Origin of the sequence: Micromonospora haikouensis, assembly GCF_000876225.1 — a bacterium.
Classification (GTDB): domain Bacteria; phylum Actinomycetota; class Actinomycetes; order Mycobacteriales; family Micromonosporaceae; genus Micromonospora; species Micromonospora haikouensis.
Genome location: NZ_JXSX01000002.1, coordinates 340,157 through 353,520, shown reverse-complemented (window position 1 = coordinate 353,520; position 13,364 = coordinate 340,157). Strand labels below are relative to the sequence as shown.

At 74.0% G+C, this 13,364-nt stretch carries 13 protein-coding genes; 6 read left to right on the top strand and 7 right to left on the bottom strand.

Going from position 1 to position 13,364, the window contains the following annotated elements; all coding sequences use genetic code 11:
* Positions 1 to 50 precede the first annotated feature (50 nt).
* Positions 51 to 857, top strand: coding sequence for a DUF3109 family protein (locus TK50_RS18175; protein WP_043966467.1), 807 nt, complete (start codon positions 51 to 53; stop codon positions 855 to 857).
* A 107-nt stretch (positions 858 to 964) separates the two neighbouring features.
* On the opposite strand, the gene TK50_RS18170 is transcribed toward TK50_RS18175, so the two are convergent.
* Complete coding sequence (locus TK50_RS18170) at positions 965 to 1,648, bottom strand: response regulator transcription factor (RefSeq protein WP_043965295.1); 684 nt, start codon at positions 1,646 to 1,648, stop codon at positions 965 to 967.
* A gap of 13 nt (positions 1,649 to 1,661) precedes the next feature.
* Positions 1,662 to 2,972 carry a sensor histidine kinase gene (locus TK50_RS18165; protein ID WP_043965294.1) on the bottom strand — a complete coding sequence of 437 codons (1,311 nt, stop codon included), beginning with the start codon at positions 2,970 to 2,972 and terminating at the stop codon, positions 1,662 to 1,664.
* A gap of 211 nt (positions 2,973 to 3,183) precedes the next feature.
* Here TK50_RS18165 and phoU point away from each other — a divergent pair, with 211 nt between their 5' ends.
* Positions 3,184 to 3,837 carry a phosphate signaling complex protein PhoU gene (gene phoU / locus TK50_RS18160; protein ID WP_043965293.1) on the top strand — a complete coding sequence of 218 codons (654 nt, stop codon included), beginning with the start codon at positions 3,184 to 3,186 and terminating at the stop codon, positions 3,835 to 3,837.
* Positions 3,838 to 3,913: 76 nt separating this feature from the next.
* On the opposite strand, the gene TK50_RS18155 is transcribed toward phoU, so the two are convergent.
* Positions 3,914 to 4,681 carry a phosphoglyceromutase gene (locus tag TK50_RS18155; RefSeq protein ID WP_043965291.1) on the bottom strand — a complete coding sequence of 256 codons (768 nt, stop codon included), beginning with the start codon at positions 4,679 to 4,681 and terminating at the stop codon, positions 3,914 to 3,916.
* Positions 4,682 to 4,832: 151 nt separating this feature from the next.
* Here TK50_RS18155 and TK50_RS18150 point away from each other — a divergent pair, with 151 nt between their 5' ends.
* Positions 4,833 to 6,119, top strand: a complete 1,287-nt coding sequence (locus tag TK50_RS18150) for an MDR family MFS transporter (protein WP_043965289.1) — start codon at positions 4,833 to 4,835, stop codon at positions 6,117 to 6,119.
* Positions 6,120 to 6,517: 398 nt separating this feature from the next.
* Here the strand turns inward: TK50_RS18150 and TK50_RS18145 are convergent, their stop codons facing one another.
* The 3 genes from TK50_RS18145 to mshA all read right to left on the bottom strand — a co-directional run bounded on the left by TK50_RS18145 (position 6,518) and on the right by mshA (position 9,442).
* Positions 6,518 to 7,399 (bottom strand): hypothetical protein, encoded by an 882-nt coding sequence (locus TK50_RS18145; RefSeq protein ID WP_043965286.1) that lies wholly within the window; start codon positions 7,397 to 7,399, stop codon positions 6,518 to 6,520.
* Positions 7,400 to 7,477: 78 nt separating this feature from the next.
* Positions 7,478 to 8,011: a type III secretion system chaperone family protein gene (locus tag TK50_RS18140; RefSeq protein WP_043965284.1), complete on the bottom strand. Its 534-nt coding sequence runs from the start codon at positions 8,009 to 8,011 to the stop codon at positions 7,478 to 7,480.
* Between the two features lie 66 nt (positions 8,012 to 8,077).
* Complete coding sequence (gene mshA / locus TK50_RS18135; protein ID WP_043965283.1) at positions 8,078 to 9,442, bottom strand: D-inositol-3-phosphate glycosyltransferase; 1,365 nt, start codon at positions 9,440 to 9,442, stop codon at positions 8,078 to 8,080.
* Positions 9,443 to 9,634: 192 nt separating this feature from the next.
* Here mshA and TK50_RS18130 point away from each other — a divergent pair, with 192 nt between their 5' ends.
* Positions 9,635 to 10,399 carry an SDR family NAD(P)-dependent oxidoreductase gene (locus tag TK50_RS18130; protein WP_043966465.1) on the top strand — a complete coding sequence of 255 codons (765 nt, stop codon included), beginning with the start codon at positions 9,635 to 9,637 and terminating at the stop codon, positions 10,397 to 10,399.
* Complete coding sequence (locus tag TK50_RS18125) at positions 10,399 to 11,211, top strand: hypothetical protein (protein WP_043965281.1); 813 nt, start codon at positions 10,399 to 10,401, stop codon at positions 11,209 to 11,211. Before TK50_RS18130 ends, TK50_RS18125 begins: the two co-directional genes overlap by 1 nt.
* A 34-nt stretch (positions 11,212 to 11,245) precedes the next feature.
* On the opposite strand, the gene TK50_RS18120 is transcribed toward TK50_RS18125, so the two are convergent.
* Positions 11,246 to 12,337, bottom strand: a complete 1,092-nt coding sequence (locus tag TK50_RS18120; RefSeq protein ID WP_043965280.1) for a UDP-N-acetylmuramate dehydrogenase — start codon at positions 12,335 to 12,337, stop codon at positions 11,246 to 11,248.
* A 69-nt stretch (positions 12,338 to 12,406) separates the two neighbouring features.
* Between TK50_RS18120 and TK50_RS18115 the strand changes: the two genes are divergently transcribed.
* Positions 12,407 to 13,168 carry a maleylpyruvate isomerase family mycothiol-dependent enzyme gene (locus tag TK50_RS18115; protein WP_043965277.1) on the top strand — a complete coding sequence of 254 codons (762 nt, stop codon included), beginning with the start codon at positions 12,407 to 12,409 and terminating at the stop codon, positions 13,166 to 13,168.
* The last annotated feature ends 196 nt before the right edge of the window (positions 13,169 to 13,364 follow it).

Sequence of the window (13,364 nt, the reverse complement as noted above, 5' to 3'; positions counted from 1 at the left end):
GATCGGTGGCTCGCCGGTGCGAGCGGGGCACCGGGCGTACGCTGGTCCGGGTGACGAGCCAGATCGAGATCCAGGTGCTGGTGGACGACCCCGACGACCCGCGCAGCCGCGAGGTGGGGCTGGACTTTCCCCGAGAGTGGATCGAGTTCGTCGACCCGGCCGACGCCACCCACGTGATCCGCGCCGACCTGACCTGGCTGCTGTCCCGCTGGACCTGCGTGTTCGGCCGGGGCTGCCACGGCATCGTCGCCGGCCGGGCCGCCGACGGCTGCTGCTCGCACGGCGCGTTCTTCACCGACTCCGACGACGAGAAGCGGGTCCGGGCGGCGGTCAAGCGGCTCACCCCGGACAACTGGCAGCACTTCCGGCGCGGGTTCAAGAACTGGACCGAGAACGACACGGTCGACGGCAAGACGCCGGCCCGGCGCACCGCCACCCGCGCGGTCGACGCACCGTGCGTGTTCCTCAACGACGCCGACTTCCCCGGCGGGGGCGGCTGCGCGCTGCACGCCCAGGCCCTGCGCGACGGGGTGCACCCGCTGGAATACAAGCCGGACGTCTGCTGGCAGCTGCCGGTCCGCCGGGACCAGGAGTGGCACAAGCGGCCGGACGACACGAAGGTGCTGGTCTCCACGCTGGCCGAGTTCGACCGGCGGGGCTGGGGCGCGGGCGGGCACGACCTCGACTGGTGGTGCACCTCGTCGACGGACGCGCACGTCGGCACCGAGCCGATGTACGTCTCGTACGGCCCGGAGCTGACCGCGCTGGTCGGCGCGGCGGCGTACGCGAAGCTCGCGGAGCTGTGCGCGGCCCGGCTGCGGCAGGGCCAGGTGGCCCCCCACCCGGCCAGCGCGTAAGGAAGGGCCCCCTACCAACGCTTTCCGCATAGGAAGGGCCCCTTCCTAACCACGCTGGCGAGTGCTCAGCGCACCGACCGGGTGCGGTCAGGCGGTGATCGGGCCCGTCACGGCTCGAACTTGTAGCCCAGGCCCCGGACGGTGACGATGAAGCGCGGCGCGGACGGCTCCGGCTCGATCTTCGAGCGCAGCCGCTTGACGTGCACGTCGAGGGTCTTCGTGTCGCCCACGTAGTCGGCGCCCCAGACCCGGTCGATGAGCTGGCCCCGGGTCAGCACCCGGCCGGCGTTGCGCAGCAGCAGCTCCAGCAGCTCGAACTCCTTGAGCGGGAGCTGCACGGTGCCCCCGTCCACGGTGACCACGTGCCGCTCGATGTCCATCCGCACCGGCCCGGCCGCCAGGGTCGGCGCCCCCGACTCGGCCACGTCGGGGGTCTGCCGGCGCAGCACCGCCCGGATCCGGGCCACCAGCTCCCGGGGCGAGTACGGCTTCGTCACGTAGTCGTCGGCCCCGATCTCCAGGCCGACGACCTTGTCGATCTCGCTGTCCCGCGCGGTGACCATGATGATCGGCACGTGCGAGCGCTGGCGGAGCTGCCGGCACACCTCGGTGCCGGACATCTCGGGCAGCATGAGGTCGAGCAGCACGATGTCCGCGCCCGTCCGGTCGAACTCGGTGAGGGCGGACGGGCCGGTGGCCGCGACCGAGACCTCGAAGCCCTCCTTGCGGAGCATGTACGACAGGGCGTCGGAGAACGACTCCTCGTCCTCGACCACCAGAACGCGGCTCAACGGGGTATTCCTTTCATAGCGGTCGGACCTGCCGGAGCTCGGCCGGGCCGGCCTCGATCCCATCCGATTGCGGTGTCGGCAGCAGGTCGTCCGGTGGACGGGCCGGCAGCCGGAGGGTGAACGTCGACCCACCACCAAGAGTGCTCGACACCTCGACCCGGCCGCCATGGTTGCTGGCGATGTGTTTGACGATGGCCAGGCCGAGGCCGGTGCCGCCGGTGGCCCGGGAACGGGCCTGGTCGGCCCGGTAGAACCGTTCGAAGATCCGCTCGACGTCCGTCGGCGCGATCCCGATGCCCTGGTCGGCGACGGAGATCGTGACGTGCTCGCCGTCGGACCGGGTGGTGACCCGGACGGTGGTGTCCTCGCCCGAGTAGGTGATGCCGTTCTCGACGAGGTTCGCCACGGCGGTGGCGAGCTGGGCGTCGCTGCCGTAGACGGTCAGCCCGCGCTCGCCCTCGGTGGCCACCTCGATCCGCCGGGCGGCGGCGGTGGTGCGGGTGCGGTCGATCACCTCGGCGATCACCCAGTCCACGGCGACCGGCTCCGGGGCGGGCTGCGGCTCGGCGCCCTGGAGCCGGGTCAGCTCCAGCAGTTCCTGCACCAGCCGCCCCAGCCGGGTCGACTCGTGCTGGATGCGCTCGGCGAACCGGCGCGCGGCGACCAGGTCCTCGGAGAGGTCGGGGGCCGCCGCGCCGGCCGGCTCGGTGGCGTCCAGCAGCGCCTCGGCGAGCAGTTGCAGGGCCCCGATGGGCGTCTTCAGCTCGTGGCTGACGTTGGCCACGAAGTCCCGGCGGACCCGGGCCAGCCGGTGCGACTCGGTGACGTCGGCCGCCTCCACGGCCACGTGCCCGCCGCCGATGGCCATCGCCCGCAGGTGCACGCCGAGCGGGTCGGGGCCGGAGGCGTCGCGGCCGCGCGGCAGGTCCAGCTCGATCTCGCGCCGCACCCCGGTGCGCCGGACCTGCCCCGCGAGGGTACGGATCAGCGGGTGCGCGGCGATCGAGCCGGGCGTGGCCCCGGTGCGCAGCAGCCCCATCGCGCGGGCCGCCGGGTTGACCAGGACCGGCACGTCGTCGGGGCCGAGCACCACGACGCCGGCCCGCAGCGAGTCCACCGTGCGGCGGCCCAGGCTGGAGAGGCCGGTCTGCTGCTCGTCGACCATCACGGGCCTCCCCCTGGTCCGGAACAGGCGGGCGGGGCCGCCGTTCCCGGCGGCCGGGCCGCGGCGGCGCCACGACCGGACGAGCCGGGGCAGCAGCGACCCGATGGCCAGCCCGGCCACCAGTGTCACGACCGCCGCCGCCGTCACCGCCCACTCCACCCGGCGATCGTAGGGTCATTGTTCATCTGGACATCGCCACAAACGGGATGAAACGCTCTCGCTTCCGGCGATGTTCACCCGTCGGTCCCGCGTCGTTCACCAGCGTTCACCTCCGGTCATCTCCCCCGGCCTACGGTTGTCGCGCACCCTGCCAGACCAGCGCCGACGCCCGCAGCCCCGGGCCGGCGACCACCGACCACAGGACGTGATGATGCGCGACGAGTTCCGGGCCGACCTCCAGATTGTCAGCCAGCTGCTGGTGGACATGGCCGAGGCCATCCGCGCGGCCATGCGCCAGGCCACCCGCGCCCTGCTCACCGCCGACCGCCAGGCCGCCGAGAACGTGATCGAGCGGGACGCCGAGATCGACGAGCTCTACCGGCACGTCGAGGAGCGGGTCTGCGACCTGCTGGCCCGGCAGGCCCCCGTCGCCTCCGACCTGCGGGCCATGATCACCGCCCTGCACGTGGCCGCCGACCTGGAGCGGATGGGCGACCTGGCCGACCACGTGGCGAAGACCGCGCTGCGCCGGCACCCCTCGCCGGCCGTGCCGGCGGAGCTGCGGCCGGTCTTCGTCGACATGGCGTCGATCGCCGACCGGATGGCCGAGAAGATCGGCTCGGTGCTGGCCAAGCCCGACGCCGACCTCGCCGCCGAACTGGACCGCGACGACGACGCCATGGACGACCTGCACAAGAGCCTGTTCGGGGTGCTGCTCGGCGACGACTGGCCGTACGGGGTGGAGACGGCGATCGACGCCACCCTGCTCGGCCGCTTCTACGAGCGGTTCGCCGACCACGCGGTCAACGCCGGTGAGCACGTCGTCTACCTGATCACGGGGGAGCCCGCCGCCGCGGCCGAGTGAGCGCCCCGCCCGCCGCAGCGTCAGGAAGGGCCCCTTGTCATCGCTTCCGCGATGACAAGGGGCCCTTCCTTGCAGGTCAGCGGCCCTGGTTGGCGACCGCGGCGGCGGCCTCCTTGGCGGCGGCCGGGTCGAGGTACGTCCCGCCGAGGACCTGCGGACGCAGCTGCGGGTCCAGGTCGTAGCGCAGCGGGATGCCGGTCGGGATGTTGAGCTTGGCGATCGCCTCGTCGCTGATCTGGTCGAGGTGCTTGACCAGCGCGCGCAGCGAGTTGCCGTGCGCGGCCACCAGCACCGTCCGGCCCGCCAGGATGTCCGGCACGATCGAGTCGTACCAGTACGGCAGCATCCGCTCGACGACGTCCTTGAGGCACTCGGTGCGCGGCATCAGCTCGGTCGGCAGCAGCGCGTACCGGGGGTCGCCCACCTGCGACCACTCGTCGTCGTCGGCGATCGGCGGCGGCGGGGTGTCGTACGACCGACGCCAGAGCATGAACTGCTCCTCGCCGTACTCGTCGAGGGTCTGCTTCTTGTTCTTGCCCTGCAGGGCGCCGTAGTGGCGCTCGTTGAGCCGCCACGACCGGCGCACCGCGATCCAGTGCCGGTCGGCGGCGTTCAACGCCAGCTCGGCGGTGCGGATCGCCCGGCGCATCACGCTGGTGTGCACCACGTCCGGCAGCAGGTCGTGCTCGCGCAGCAGCTCACCGCCGCGGCGCGCCTCCGCCTCACCCTTGGCGGTCAGGTCGACATCGACCCACCCGGTGAAGAGGTTCTTCGCGTTCCAGTCGCTCTCGCCGTGCCGCAGCAGGACCAGCGTCCCGACGGTGGGCCCTTCGCTCGCAGTCATGCCGATCATCCTGCCGCACTCCGTCGACGGACACGCGGGGACCTGCGGTGACGACCACCACGTGGAAAAGCCGGTGACCGGCCTCCGGCCCCACGACTAGGTTGTAAGGCGCTTTGGATACATCGGTCATTACCTAGGCGGGGGCGCGAGCGTGCGGGCGATGCGGGGCTGGTTCCGGGACACCACGGGCGGGCTGCCCAGGACCTTCTGGTACCTGTGGACGGGCACCCTGATCAACCGCCTCGGCTCGTTCGTCCTGGTCTTCCTGGCCATCTACCTCACCCAGGAGCGCGGCTTCGACGAGCTGGCCGCCGGCCTCGTGCTCGGCCTGTGGGGCGTCGGCGGCGCGGTCGGGACGACGCTGGGCGGGACGCTCGCCGACCGGTGGGGCCGGCGACCGACACTGCTCACCGCCCACCTCGGCGCGGCGGCCATGATGCTCACCCTCGGCTTCGCCCAGCAGCTCTGGGCGGTGGCCGGCGGGGCGCTGCTGCTCGGTCTGTTCGCCGAGGCGGCCCGCCCGGCGTTCGGCGCGATGATGATCGACGTGGTGCCGGAGCGGGACCGGCTGCGCGCGTTCTCGCTGAACTACTGGGCGATCAACCTCGGCTTCGCCTGCGCGGCGATCCTCGCCGGCCTGGCCGCCGAGGCCAGCTACCTCCTGCTGTTCGTGATCGACGCGGCGACCACCCTGGCCACCGCTGTGATCATCTTCGTGAAGGTGGCCGAGACCCGCGCCCCGGCCCGCGTCACCGTGCACCCCGCCGGGGCCGCCCGCCCCCGGGGGGCGCTGCGCACCATCCTCGGCGACCGGGTCTACCTGGGCTTCGTGGCGCTCAACCTGCTCGGCGCGCTGGTCTTCCTCCAGCACATCTCGATGCTGCCGATCGCCATGGGCGACGACGGCCTGAGCCCGTCCACGTACGGCGTGGTGATCGCGCTCAACGGGGTGCTCATCGTGGCCGGGCAGCTCTTCGTGCCCCGGCTGATCCGTGGGCGCAGCCGCTCGCACGTGCTCGCCCTCGCCGCCGTGGTGATGGGCGTCGGGTTCGGGCTGACCGCGTTCGCTGACGCCGCCTGGTTCTACGCCCTCACGGTGCTCGTCTGGACCCTCGGCGAGATGCTCAACTCGCCGTCGAACTCCACCCTGATCGCGGAGCTCTCCCCCGCCGACCTGCGCGGCCGGTACCAGGGCGTCTTCTCGCTGTCCTGGCAGGTCGCCGGAGCCAGCGCGCCGATCCTCGGCGGCCTGGTCCGGCAGCAGGCCGGCAACGCGGCGCTCTGGCTGGGCTGCGCGGCGGTCGGCGTCGTGGTGGCGGTCGCCCACCTGGCCTCCGGGCCGGCCCGGGAGCGGCGGGCCACGGCGCTGCGCCCGCCGGCCGAGCCCGTCGGGCCCGCGCCGGCGAAACGTGGACGGTTGACGTCCGTCGTGAACTGAAGCTGTCCAAGATCTGGGGGTACGAAGGCCGGGTCGACGCAAAGCGCCCACCTCGACCAGTGGTCGTGATGGGCGCCCGCATCGTGCCGGCGGCGGCGGGCGACACTCACCCCCGTAAGCGTCGCCCGCTCGCGCCGCCGGTTCCAACGGGTGGCGCCGTCCCCCAACGGCGGGATCCACCCGTCCCTGCGCCTGCACTCGTGCACGGATCTGATCGATCCACCGCTCCCCCGAACGGTTACGAGCGTGGCGCGTGCAATAAAGCTAGTTTCCCCTGGTTGCGGATTCAACCCGGAACGGCTGTCTCGCCGGTCACAGCATCACCGTCCGAAACCGTACCCGTTCGCCGGGTCACCACCGGCACACCGGGACTACCCGTGCGCCGGTCCCGCAAACGCCTAGGCGTCCTCACGATCGGGTGACTCCGTGCGGAAGAAGTTGCTCTGCCGGCCGTCGCGCAGCTGCTCCTGGTAGATCAGGTTGAGCCGGCGGCCGTCGAAGGTCCGGAACCACTCGTCCCAGGTGATCTCCCGCACCCGGCTGCTCTCCCGGTACCCTGGCAGGTTGAACGTGAGCACCCCCGCCCGGCCGTTGCGCTCCGTGCCCGCGATCGTGGCCGGCCGGGCGTTGCGCTCCCGCGCCCAGCGCCGGATCACGTCGTGGTTGGTGGTGACCAGGCTGCGCCCCGGACGCTCCGGCCGGTCCTGGAGCGAGGTGATCGGCTGCGAGGACCGCGCCGACCGGGACGACGACCGGCCGGTCCGGATCGCCGACCGCTGGGCCGCGCCCTGGCCGGCCCGCGCCGGGGCGGCCTTCCTCGCCGGGGCGGCCCGACGCGCCGAGGCCGAGGCCGGGGCAGCCTTCCTCGCCGGAGACGGGGCCGCCTTGGCCCGGCCCGGGGCCGCCTTCGCCCTCGTCGGGGCCGGGGAAGCCTTCGCCCGGGCCGGGGTCGCCTTCGTTCGGGCGGCGGCCGCGGTGCGCGTACCCCCGGCGGTCTTGGCCTTCGTGCCGCTGGCGCGGCCCGCGGGCCCGGTGCTGCGCCGCGCCGCGCCCCGGCCCTCGGCCCGCAGGGTCCGGGCCAGGGCCTTCACCAGCTCCGGCTTGCGCAGCACGGAGATCCCGGCGACGCCCCGACGACGCAGCTGGCCGCGGATGTCGTCCACCCGCATGCGGGAGATCTCCGACTCGGAGATCGTCGGGGTGTTCGGGGTCTGGTTGCCCGTCTGCCGTCTCGTCCTGGTCGCAGCCCCGCCGCGACCTGAGCTGTTCCGCTGAGCCATGGGATGCTCCGCTCCTTGACAGTCCGTCCTCGGCGCGCGGTGGATCCCAGTGCCGCACCGCGCGGTGCGGCATACCCGTCAGGACGGCTCCGAACCTCCCGCCGTGGCCCGGCCGGCGGGCGAGGGCTCGAAGAGGTGCGCGAACGCCGCCAGGTTGGCCGTGGACTCGCCGCGCTTGACCCGCCACTCCCACTCCCGCCGGATGGCGGTGCCGAAGCCGATCTCCAGCATCGTGTCGAACGACTCGTCGGCGTACGTCAGCACGCTGCCGAGCAGCCGGTCCAGCTCGTCCTCGTCGACCCCCGCCAGGTTCACCCGGCCGGTCAGGTAGACGTCGCCGACCGCGTCGATGGAGAACGACACGGCGTACATCCGCGCGTTGCGCTGCAGCAGCCAGGCCCACAGCTCCTCGCGTCGCTCGTCCGGCTGGCGCATCACGAACGCCTCGATCCGCAGCGCGTGCTCGCCGACGACGAGGTTGCAGATCGTCTTGAGCTTGTGGGTGCCGGGCAGGGTCACCGCGTACGACGCCTCGCCGGTGGACTCGACCGCCAGCTCCCGCTCGGCGCAGACCGACTCGATCAGGGCGGCCACCTGGCTCCTCGCGCTCATCCGCCCCACTCTACGGCCGCACCGGCCCACCCGCCGTGGACCGCTGCGGCGGCCTGCCCTTCGCGCTCACCAGGCGCAGGAGAGCGCCCCGTCCGCCGCGAGCCGGCTGGCGAGCCGCTCCCGGTGCTCGGCGATCGTCTCGCCGTAGACGGCGAGCAGGTTGCCGACCGTGCGGTCCCAGGAGAAGTTGCGGGCGTGTTGCTCGGCGCCCCGCCCCAGGGTCGCCCGCCGCGCCCGGTCCGGCAGCAGCCCCGCCAGCGTACGGGCCCAGTCGACCGGGTCGTGGCTGTCGACGAGCACCCCGCTGACCTGGTCCCGGACGGCGGTCACCAGGCCGCCCACGGCGGCGGCCAGCACGGGCGTGCCGCACGCCTGCGCCTCCAGGGCGACCAGCCCGAACGACTCGTTGTGCGACGGCACGGCGACCAGGTCGGCGGCCCGGTAGACGGCCGGCAGGTCGTCGCCGGTGCACGGCGGCAGGAAGCGCACCCGGTCGGCGATCCCGAGCGAGGCGGCCAGCTCGATCAGGGCGGTGGGCCGGTCCAGCCCGCTGCCGCTGGGGCCGCCGACGATCACCACGGTCAGCTCGTCGGCGAGGAGCGGGTCCCGTTCCCGCAGGGCGGCGGCGGCGCGGATCAGCACGTCGGGGGCCTTCAGCGGCTGGATCCGGCCGACGAAGGCCACCACGTACCCCGTGGTGGGCAGGCCGAGCCGGCGGCGGGCGGCGAGCATGGCCGCGTGCCGGTCCCCGGGGGCGGGCCGGAACCGGTCCAGGTCGACGCCGGGCTCGACCACGGTGACCCGGGCCGGGTCGGCGTCGTACCGGTCGAGCAGGTCGCGGGCCTCCACCCGGGTGTTGGCGACCAGTCGGTCGGCCTCGGCGACGACCTGCTCCTCGCCGATGACCCGGGCCTTCGGCTCGGGGCGGTCACCGGCGGCGAGCCGGTCGTTCTTGACCTTGGCCAGGGTGTGCGCGGTGTGCACCAGCGGCACCCCCCAGCGCTCCTTGGCCAGCCAGCCGACCTGCCCGGAGAGCCAGTAGTGCGAGTGGATCAGGTCGTAGTGGCCCGGCGGGCGGGCCGCCTCGGTGCGCAGCACCCCGGCCGTGAACGCGCAGAGCTGGCCGGGCAGCTCCTCCTTGGTCAGCCCCTCCAGGGGGCCGGCGGTGACGTGCCGGACGTGCACGCCCGGGGACATCTCGACCACCGGCGGCAGGTCGCCGGAGGTGGCCCGGGTGAAGATCTCCACCTCGACGTCGGCCTCGGCCAGCCGGCGGGCGACCTCCAGGATGTAGACGTTCATGCCGCCCGCGTCGCCCGTGCCGGGCTGGTGCAGGGGCGAGGTGTGCACCGACAGGGTGGCGATGCGCCGGGGGCGCGGCCACGGCCGGGCACCTCGCTGACGACCCACGCCGGTGTGCTGTTCCGCCACGTCCGCTCCTTCTGTCACGGTTGATGCCGTCCCGCACGACCGGCGCTCCTCGGTCAACCTGCGCGCCGCGTGTCATCTTCCCCATCGGGAACCGGAAATTCGTACCGGCGGCCCCCCGGCGTGACGGACCTCATCGACGCGGGTGGCCGGCCGGCGGCGCGCGCGGCGTCCCGGCGGGGTGAGAATGGCCCGATGACCTCTGTCGCGATCGTCACCGGGGCGTCCAGCGGGATCGGCGCGGCCACGGCCCGCCGGCTGGCCGCCGAGGGGTTCCACGTGCTGGCCGCCGCGCGGCGCACCGACCGGCTGGCCGCGCTCGTCGCGGAGATCGGGGCGGCCGGCGGGTCGGCCGCCGCCGTCGAGTGCGACGTCACGTCCGCGGAGTCCGTGGCGGGCCTCGCCGCAGCCGCCGCGGCGGCCCCCGGGCCGGTCACCCTGCTGGTCAACAACGCCGGCGGCGCGCGCGGGCTCGACCCGGTGGAGTCCGGGTCGGTGGGCGACTGGCAGTGGATGTACGACGTGAACGTGCTCGGCACCCTGCGGGTCACCCAGGCGCTGCTGCCCGCGTTGGAGGCGTCCGGGGCCGGCACGATCGTGATCGTCTCCTCGACCGCCGGCCACGTCGTCTACGAGGGCGGGGGCGGCTACAGCGCCGCGAAGCACGCGCAGACGGCGGTCGCCGGCACGCTGCGGCTGGAGCTGTGCGGCCGGCCCGTCCGGGTGATCGAGATCGACCCGGGGATGGTGAAGACCGACGAGTTCGCGCTGGTCCGCTTCGGCGGCGACGCCGACCGGGCCGACGCGGTCTACGCCGGGGTGGCCGAGCCGCTGGTCGCCGAGGACGTCGCCGACTGCGTCGCCTGGTGCGCGACCCGGCCGCAGCACGTCAACGTCGACCGGCTCGTGGTCCGTCCGCTGGCCCAGGCGGCGCAGCACAAGGTGCACCGGGCGGGCTGATGGGCCCCCGGTCACGGGCGGAGGCGGCGGTGGTGCGGCCGCAGGGGGTCGTCACCCGGGGCACGACCAACCCCAACCGGCTGCGCCGGGTCGACAACTGGATCGTCGAGACGTGCGGCGGCCGGCTGCGGGACGCGGCGGACCCGCTGGTGGTCGACCTCGGCTACGGCGCGACCCCGGTCACCGCCGTGGAGCTGCGCGCCCGGCTCGCCGCCGGGGTCCGCGCCGACGTGCGGGTGGTCGGGCTGGAGATCGATCCGGTACGCGTGGCCGCCGCGCAGCCGGCCGCCGACCCGCCTTGGCTGACCTTCGCCCGGGGCGGGTTCGAGCTGGCCGGGCTGCAGCCCGCCCTGGTCCGGGCGTTCAACGTGCTGCGGCAGTACGACGAGGCCGAGGTCGCCGCCGCCTGGCGCGCGGTCACCGGGCGGCTGGCCCCGGGCGGGTTGCTGGTCGAGGGCACCTGCGACGAGCTGGGGCGGCTCGGCGGCTGGCTGCTGATCGACCCCGCCGGCCCCCGCACGCTCACCCTGGCGGCGAAGCTGACCACGCTGGGCAGCCCCGCCGAGCTGGCCGAGCGGCTGCCGAAGGCCCTGATCCACCGCAACGTGCCGGGCGAGGCGATCCACGACCTGCTCCGCGACCTGGACGACGCGTGGCGCTCCGCCGCCGCGTACGCGCCCTTCGGGCCCCGCCAGCGGTGGCTGCGGGCGGTGGCGGCGGTCCGCGACGCCGGCTGGCCGGTCGCCGACGGGCCCCGCCGCTGGCGGCACGGCGAGCTGACCGTCGACTGGTCCGCCGTCGCCCCCGCCTGAGCCGGCCCACCCCTCGGCCCCGCCGGTGGGGTCGTCACACGGCGCAGTTGACCAGGACCGGCTCCGGGTGCAGGGGCACGCCGAAGCGGGCGTGCACGCCGTCGCGGATGTCCCGGGCCAGGGCGATCAGCGCGGCGGTGCTGGCGGTGCCGCTGCGGTTGGTCAGGGCGAGGGTGTGCTTGCTGGAGATGGCCACCCCCTCGGGGCCGGGGTGGCCCTTGGCGAAGCCGGCCTTGTCGATCAGCCAGGCGGCGCTCACCTTCACCGTGTCGCCGGCCCCGGGCCAGTGCGGCGGCTCGCCGAGGTCGGCGGCCCGCCCGCGCAGCAGCTCGTACGCCTCGCCGTCGAGCACGGGGTTGGTGAAGAACGAGCCCACCGAGCGGGTGTCGGGGTCGGCGGCGTCGAGCACCATGCCCTTGCCGGCGCGCAGCCGCAGCACGGCGGCCCGGGCGTCGGCCAGCGGCACCGCGTCGCCGGGCTCGACGCCGAGCGCCCGGGCCAGTTCGGCGTAGCGGACGGGGCCGGACAGCGGGGAGCGGGCGAGCCGGAAGTCGACCGACAGCACCACCCAGCGCTCGCTGTACTTGAAGATGCTCGACCGGTACGCGAAGCCGCAGTCGGCCGCCTCGACCCGGCCCAGGCTCTCCTGCACGCGGTCGTACACCTGCACGCCGGTGATCGTCTCGGCGACCTCCTGGCCGTACGCGCCGACGTTCTGGATCGGGGTGGCGCCGGCCGAGCCGGGGATGCCGGAGAGGCACTCCAGCCCGGACCAGCCGTTGGCGACGGTGGCGGCGACGAGGTCGTCCCACGGCTCGCCGGCCTCGACCCGTACGGTGACGGTGTCGGCGTCCTCGGCGACGACCCGCAGCCCCCGCGAACGCACCAGCACGACGGTGCCGGGGAATCCGGCGTCGCCGACGACCACGTTGCTGCCGCCGGCGAGGATCAGGACCTCATCGTCCCGCAGGCGGGCCTGCTGCACCTTTTGTACGATCTCCTCGGCGCTGGCAGCGGTCTCGATCCGTCCGGCCGGGCCACCGAGGCACAGCGTGGTGTATTCCGCCAACCTGGTCGGTTCGGCGGCGCGGGTTTCGGTGGCCGGGTGGGCACTAACGTCTGACACGCCTTTCACCCTAGGCTGAGAGGGAGCCGCGGCACCCACTTGGTGGCGCGGTCGCCCGGGAGGATCGTGATGAGCAGACTGCACGGCACGAAGGACTTCTGGATCGGCGCGCTGCGGACCGAGGGTCCCGCGTTCGCCGCCGCCGTGGCGGAGGCTCCCCCCGAGACACCCGTGCTCTCCTGCCCCGGCTGGACGATCACCGACCTGACCGTGCACCTCGGCGAGGTCTACACCTGGGTGAACACCATCGTGACGACCGGTGGCACCACCCGGCCCGAGCGCCCGAGCGTCCCGGCCGCGCCGCCCGCCGGGACGTCCGCGCTGGAGTTCTGGCAGCAGGCGTACGACCGGTTGATGGCGACCTTCGACGGGCTGGACCCGGAGACCCCGACGTGGAACTGGGCGCCGCAGCCGAAGAAGGCCGGCTTCTGGCCGCGCCGGATGGCGCACGAGACCTCGGTGCACCGCTGGGACGCCCAGCTCGCCATCGCCGCCGGTGAGCCGATCGAGGCCAAGCTCGCGGCCGACGGGGTGAGCGAGGTGCTGGACACCTGGCTGCCGGCGGGCCGGCGCAAGGCCACCGGCCAGTGGCACGGGGTGGTGCACCTGGCCGCGCCCGACGCGGGCCAGGACTGGTACCTGCGGCTGCGCGGCGAGGGCGTGGCGCTGCTGGACACCGACACCATCCTCGACCACGACGACCACCACGCCCGGGTCGAGGTCACCGGCACGGCGAGCGACCTGCTGCTGGCGCTGATGGGCCGGGTCAGCTTCGACACCCTCGGGGTGCGGGGCGACCGGGCCCTCCTCGACGGCCTGCGCACCGGCTGACCGCCCCCTTTCCCGCCTGACGTGGCCCCCGGCACAGCCGGGGGCCACGCGTCGTGGTGGGGGGTCAGGAAGGGGCCCCTGCTCTACCGAATGCGTTGACAGGGGGCCTTCCTTTCCGCTCCGAGAGCGCTCTATTGACATCCGCATGGACAGCGACCACTCTCTTGTGAGAGCGCTCTCTCGAAGGTTCCACCCC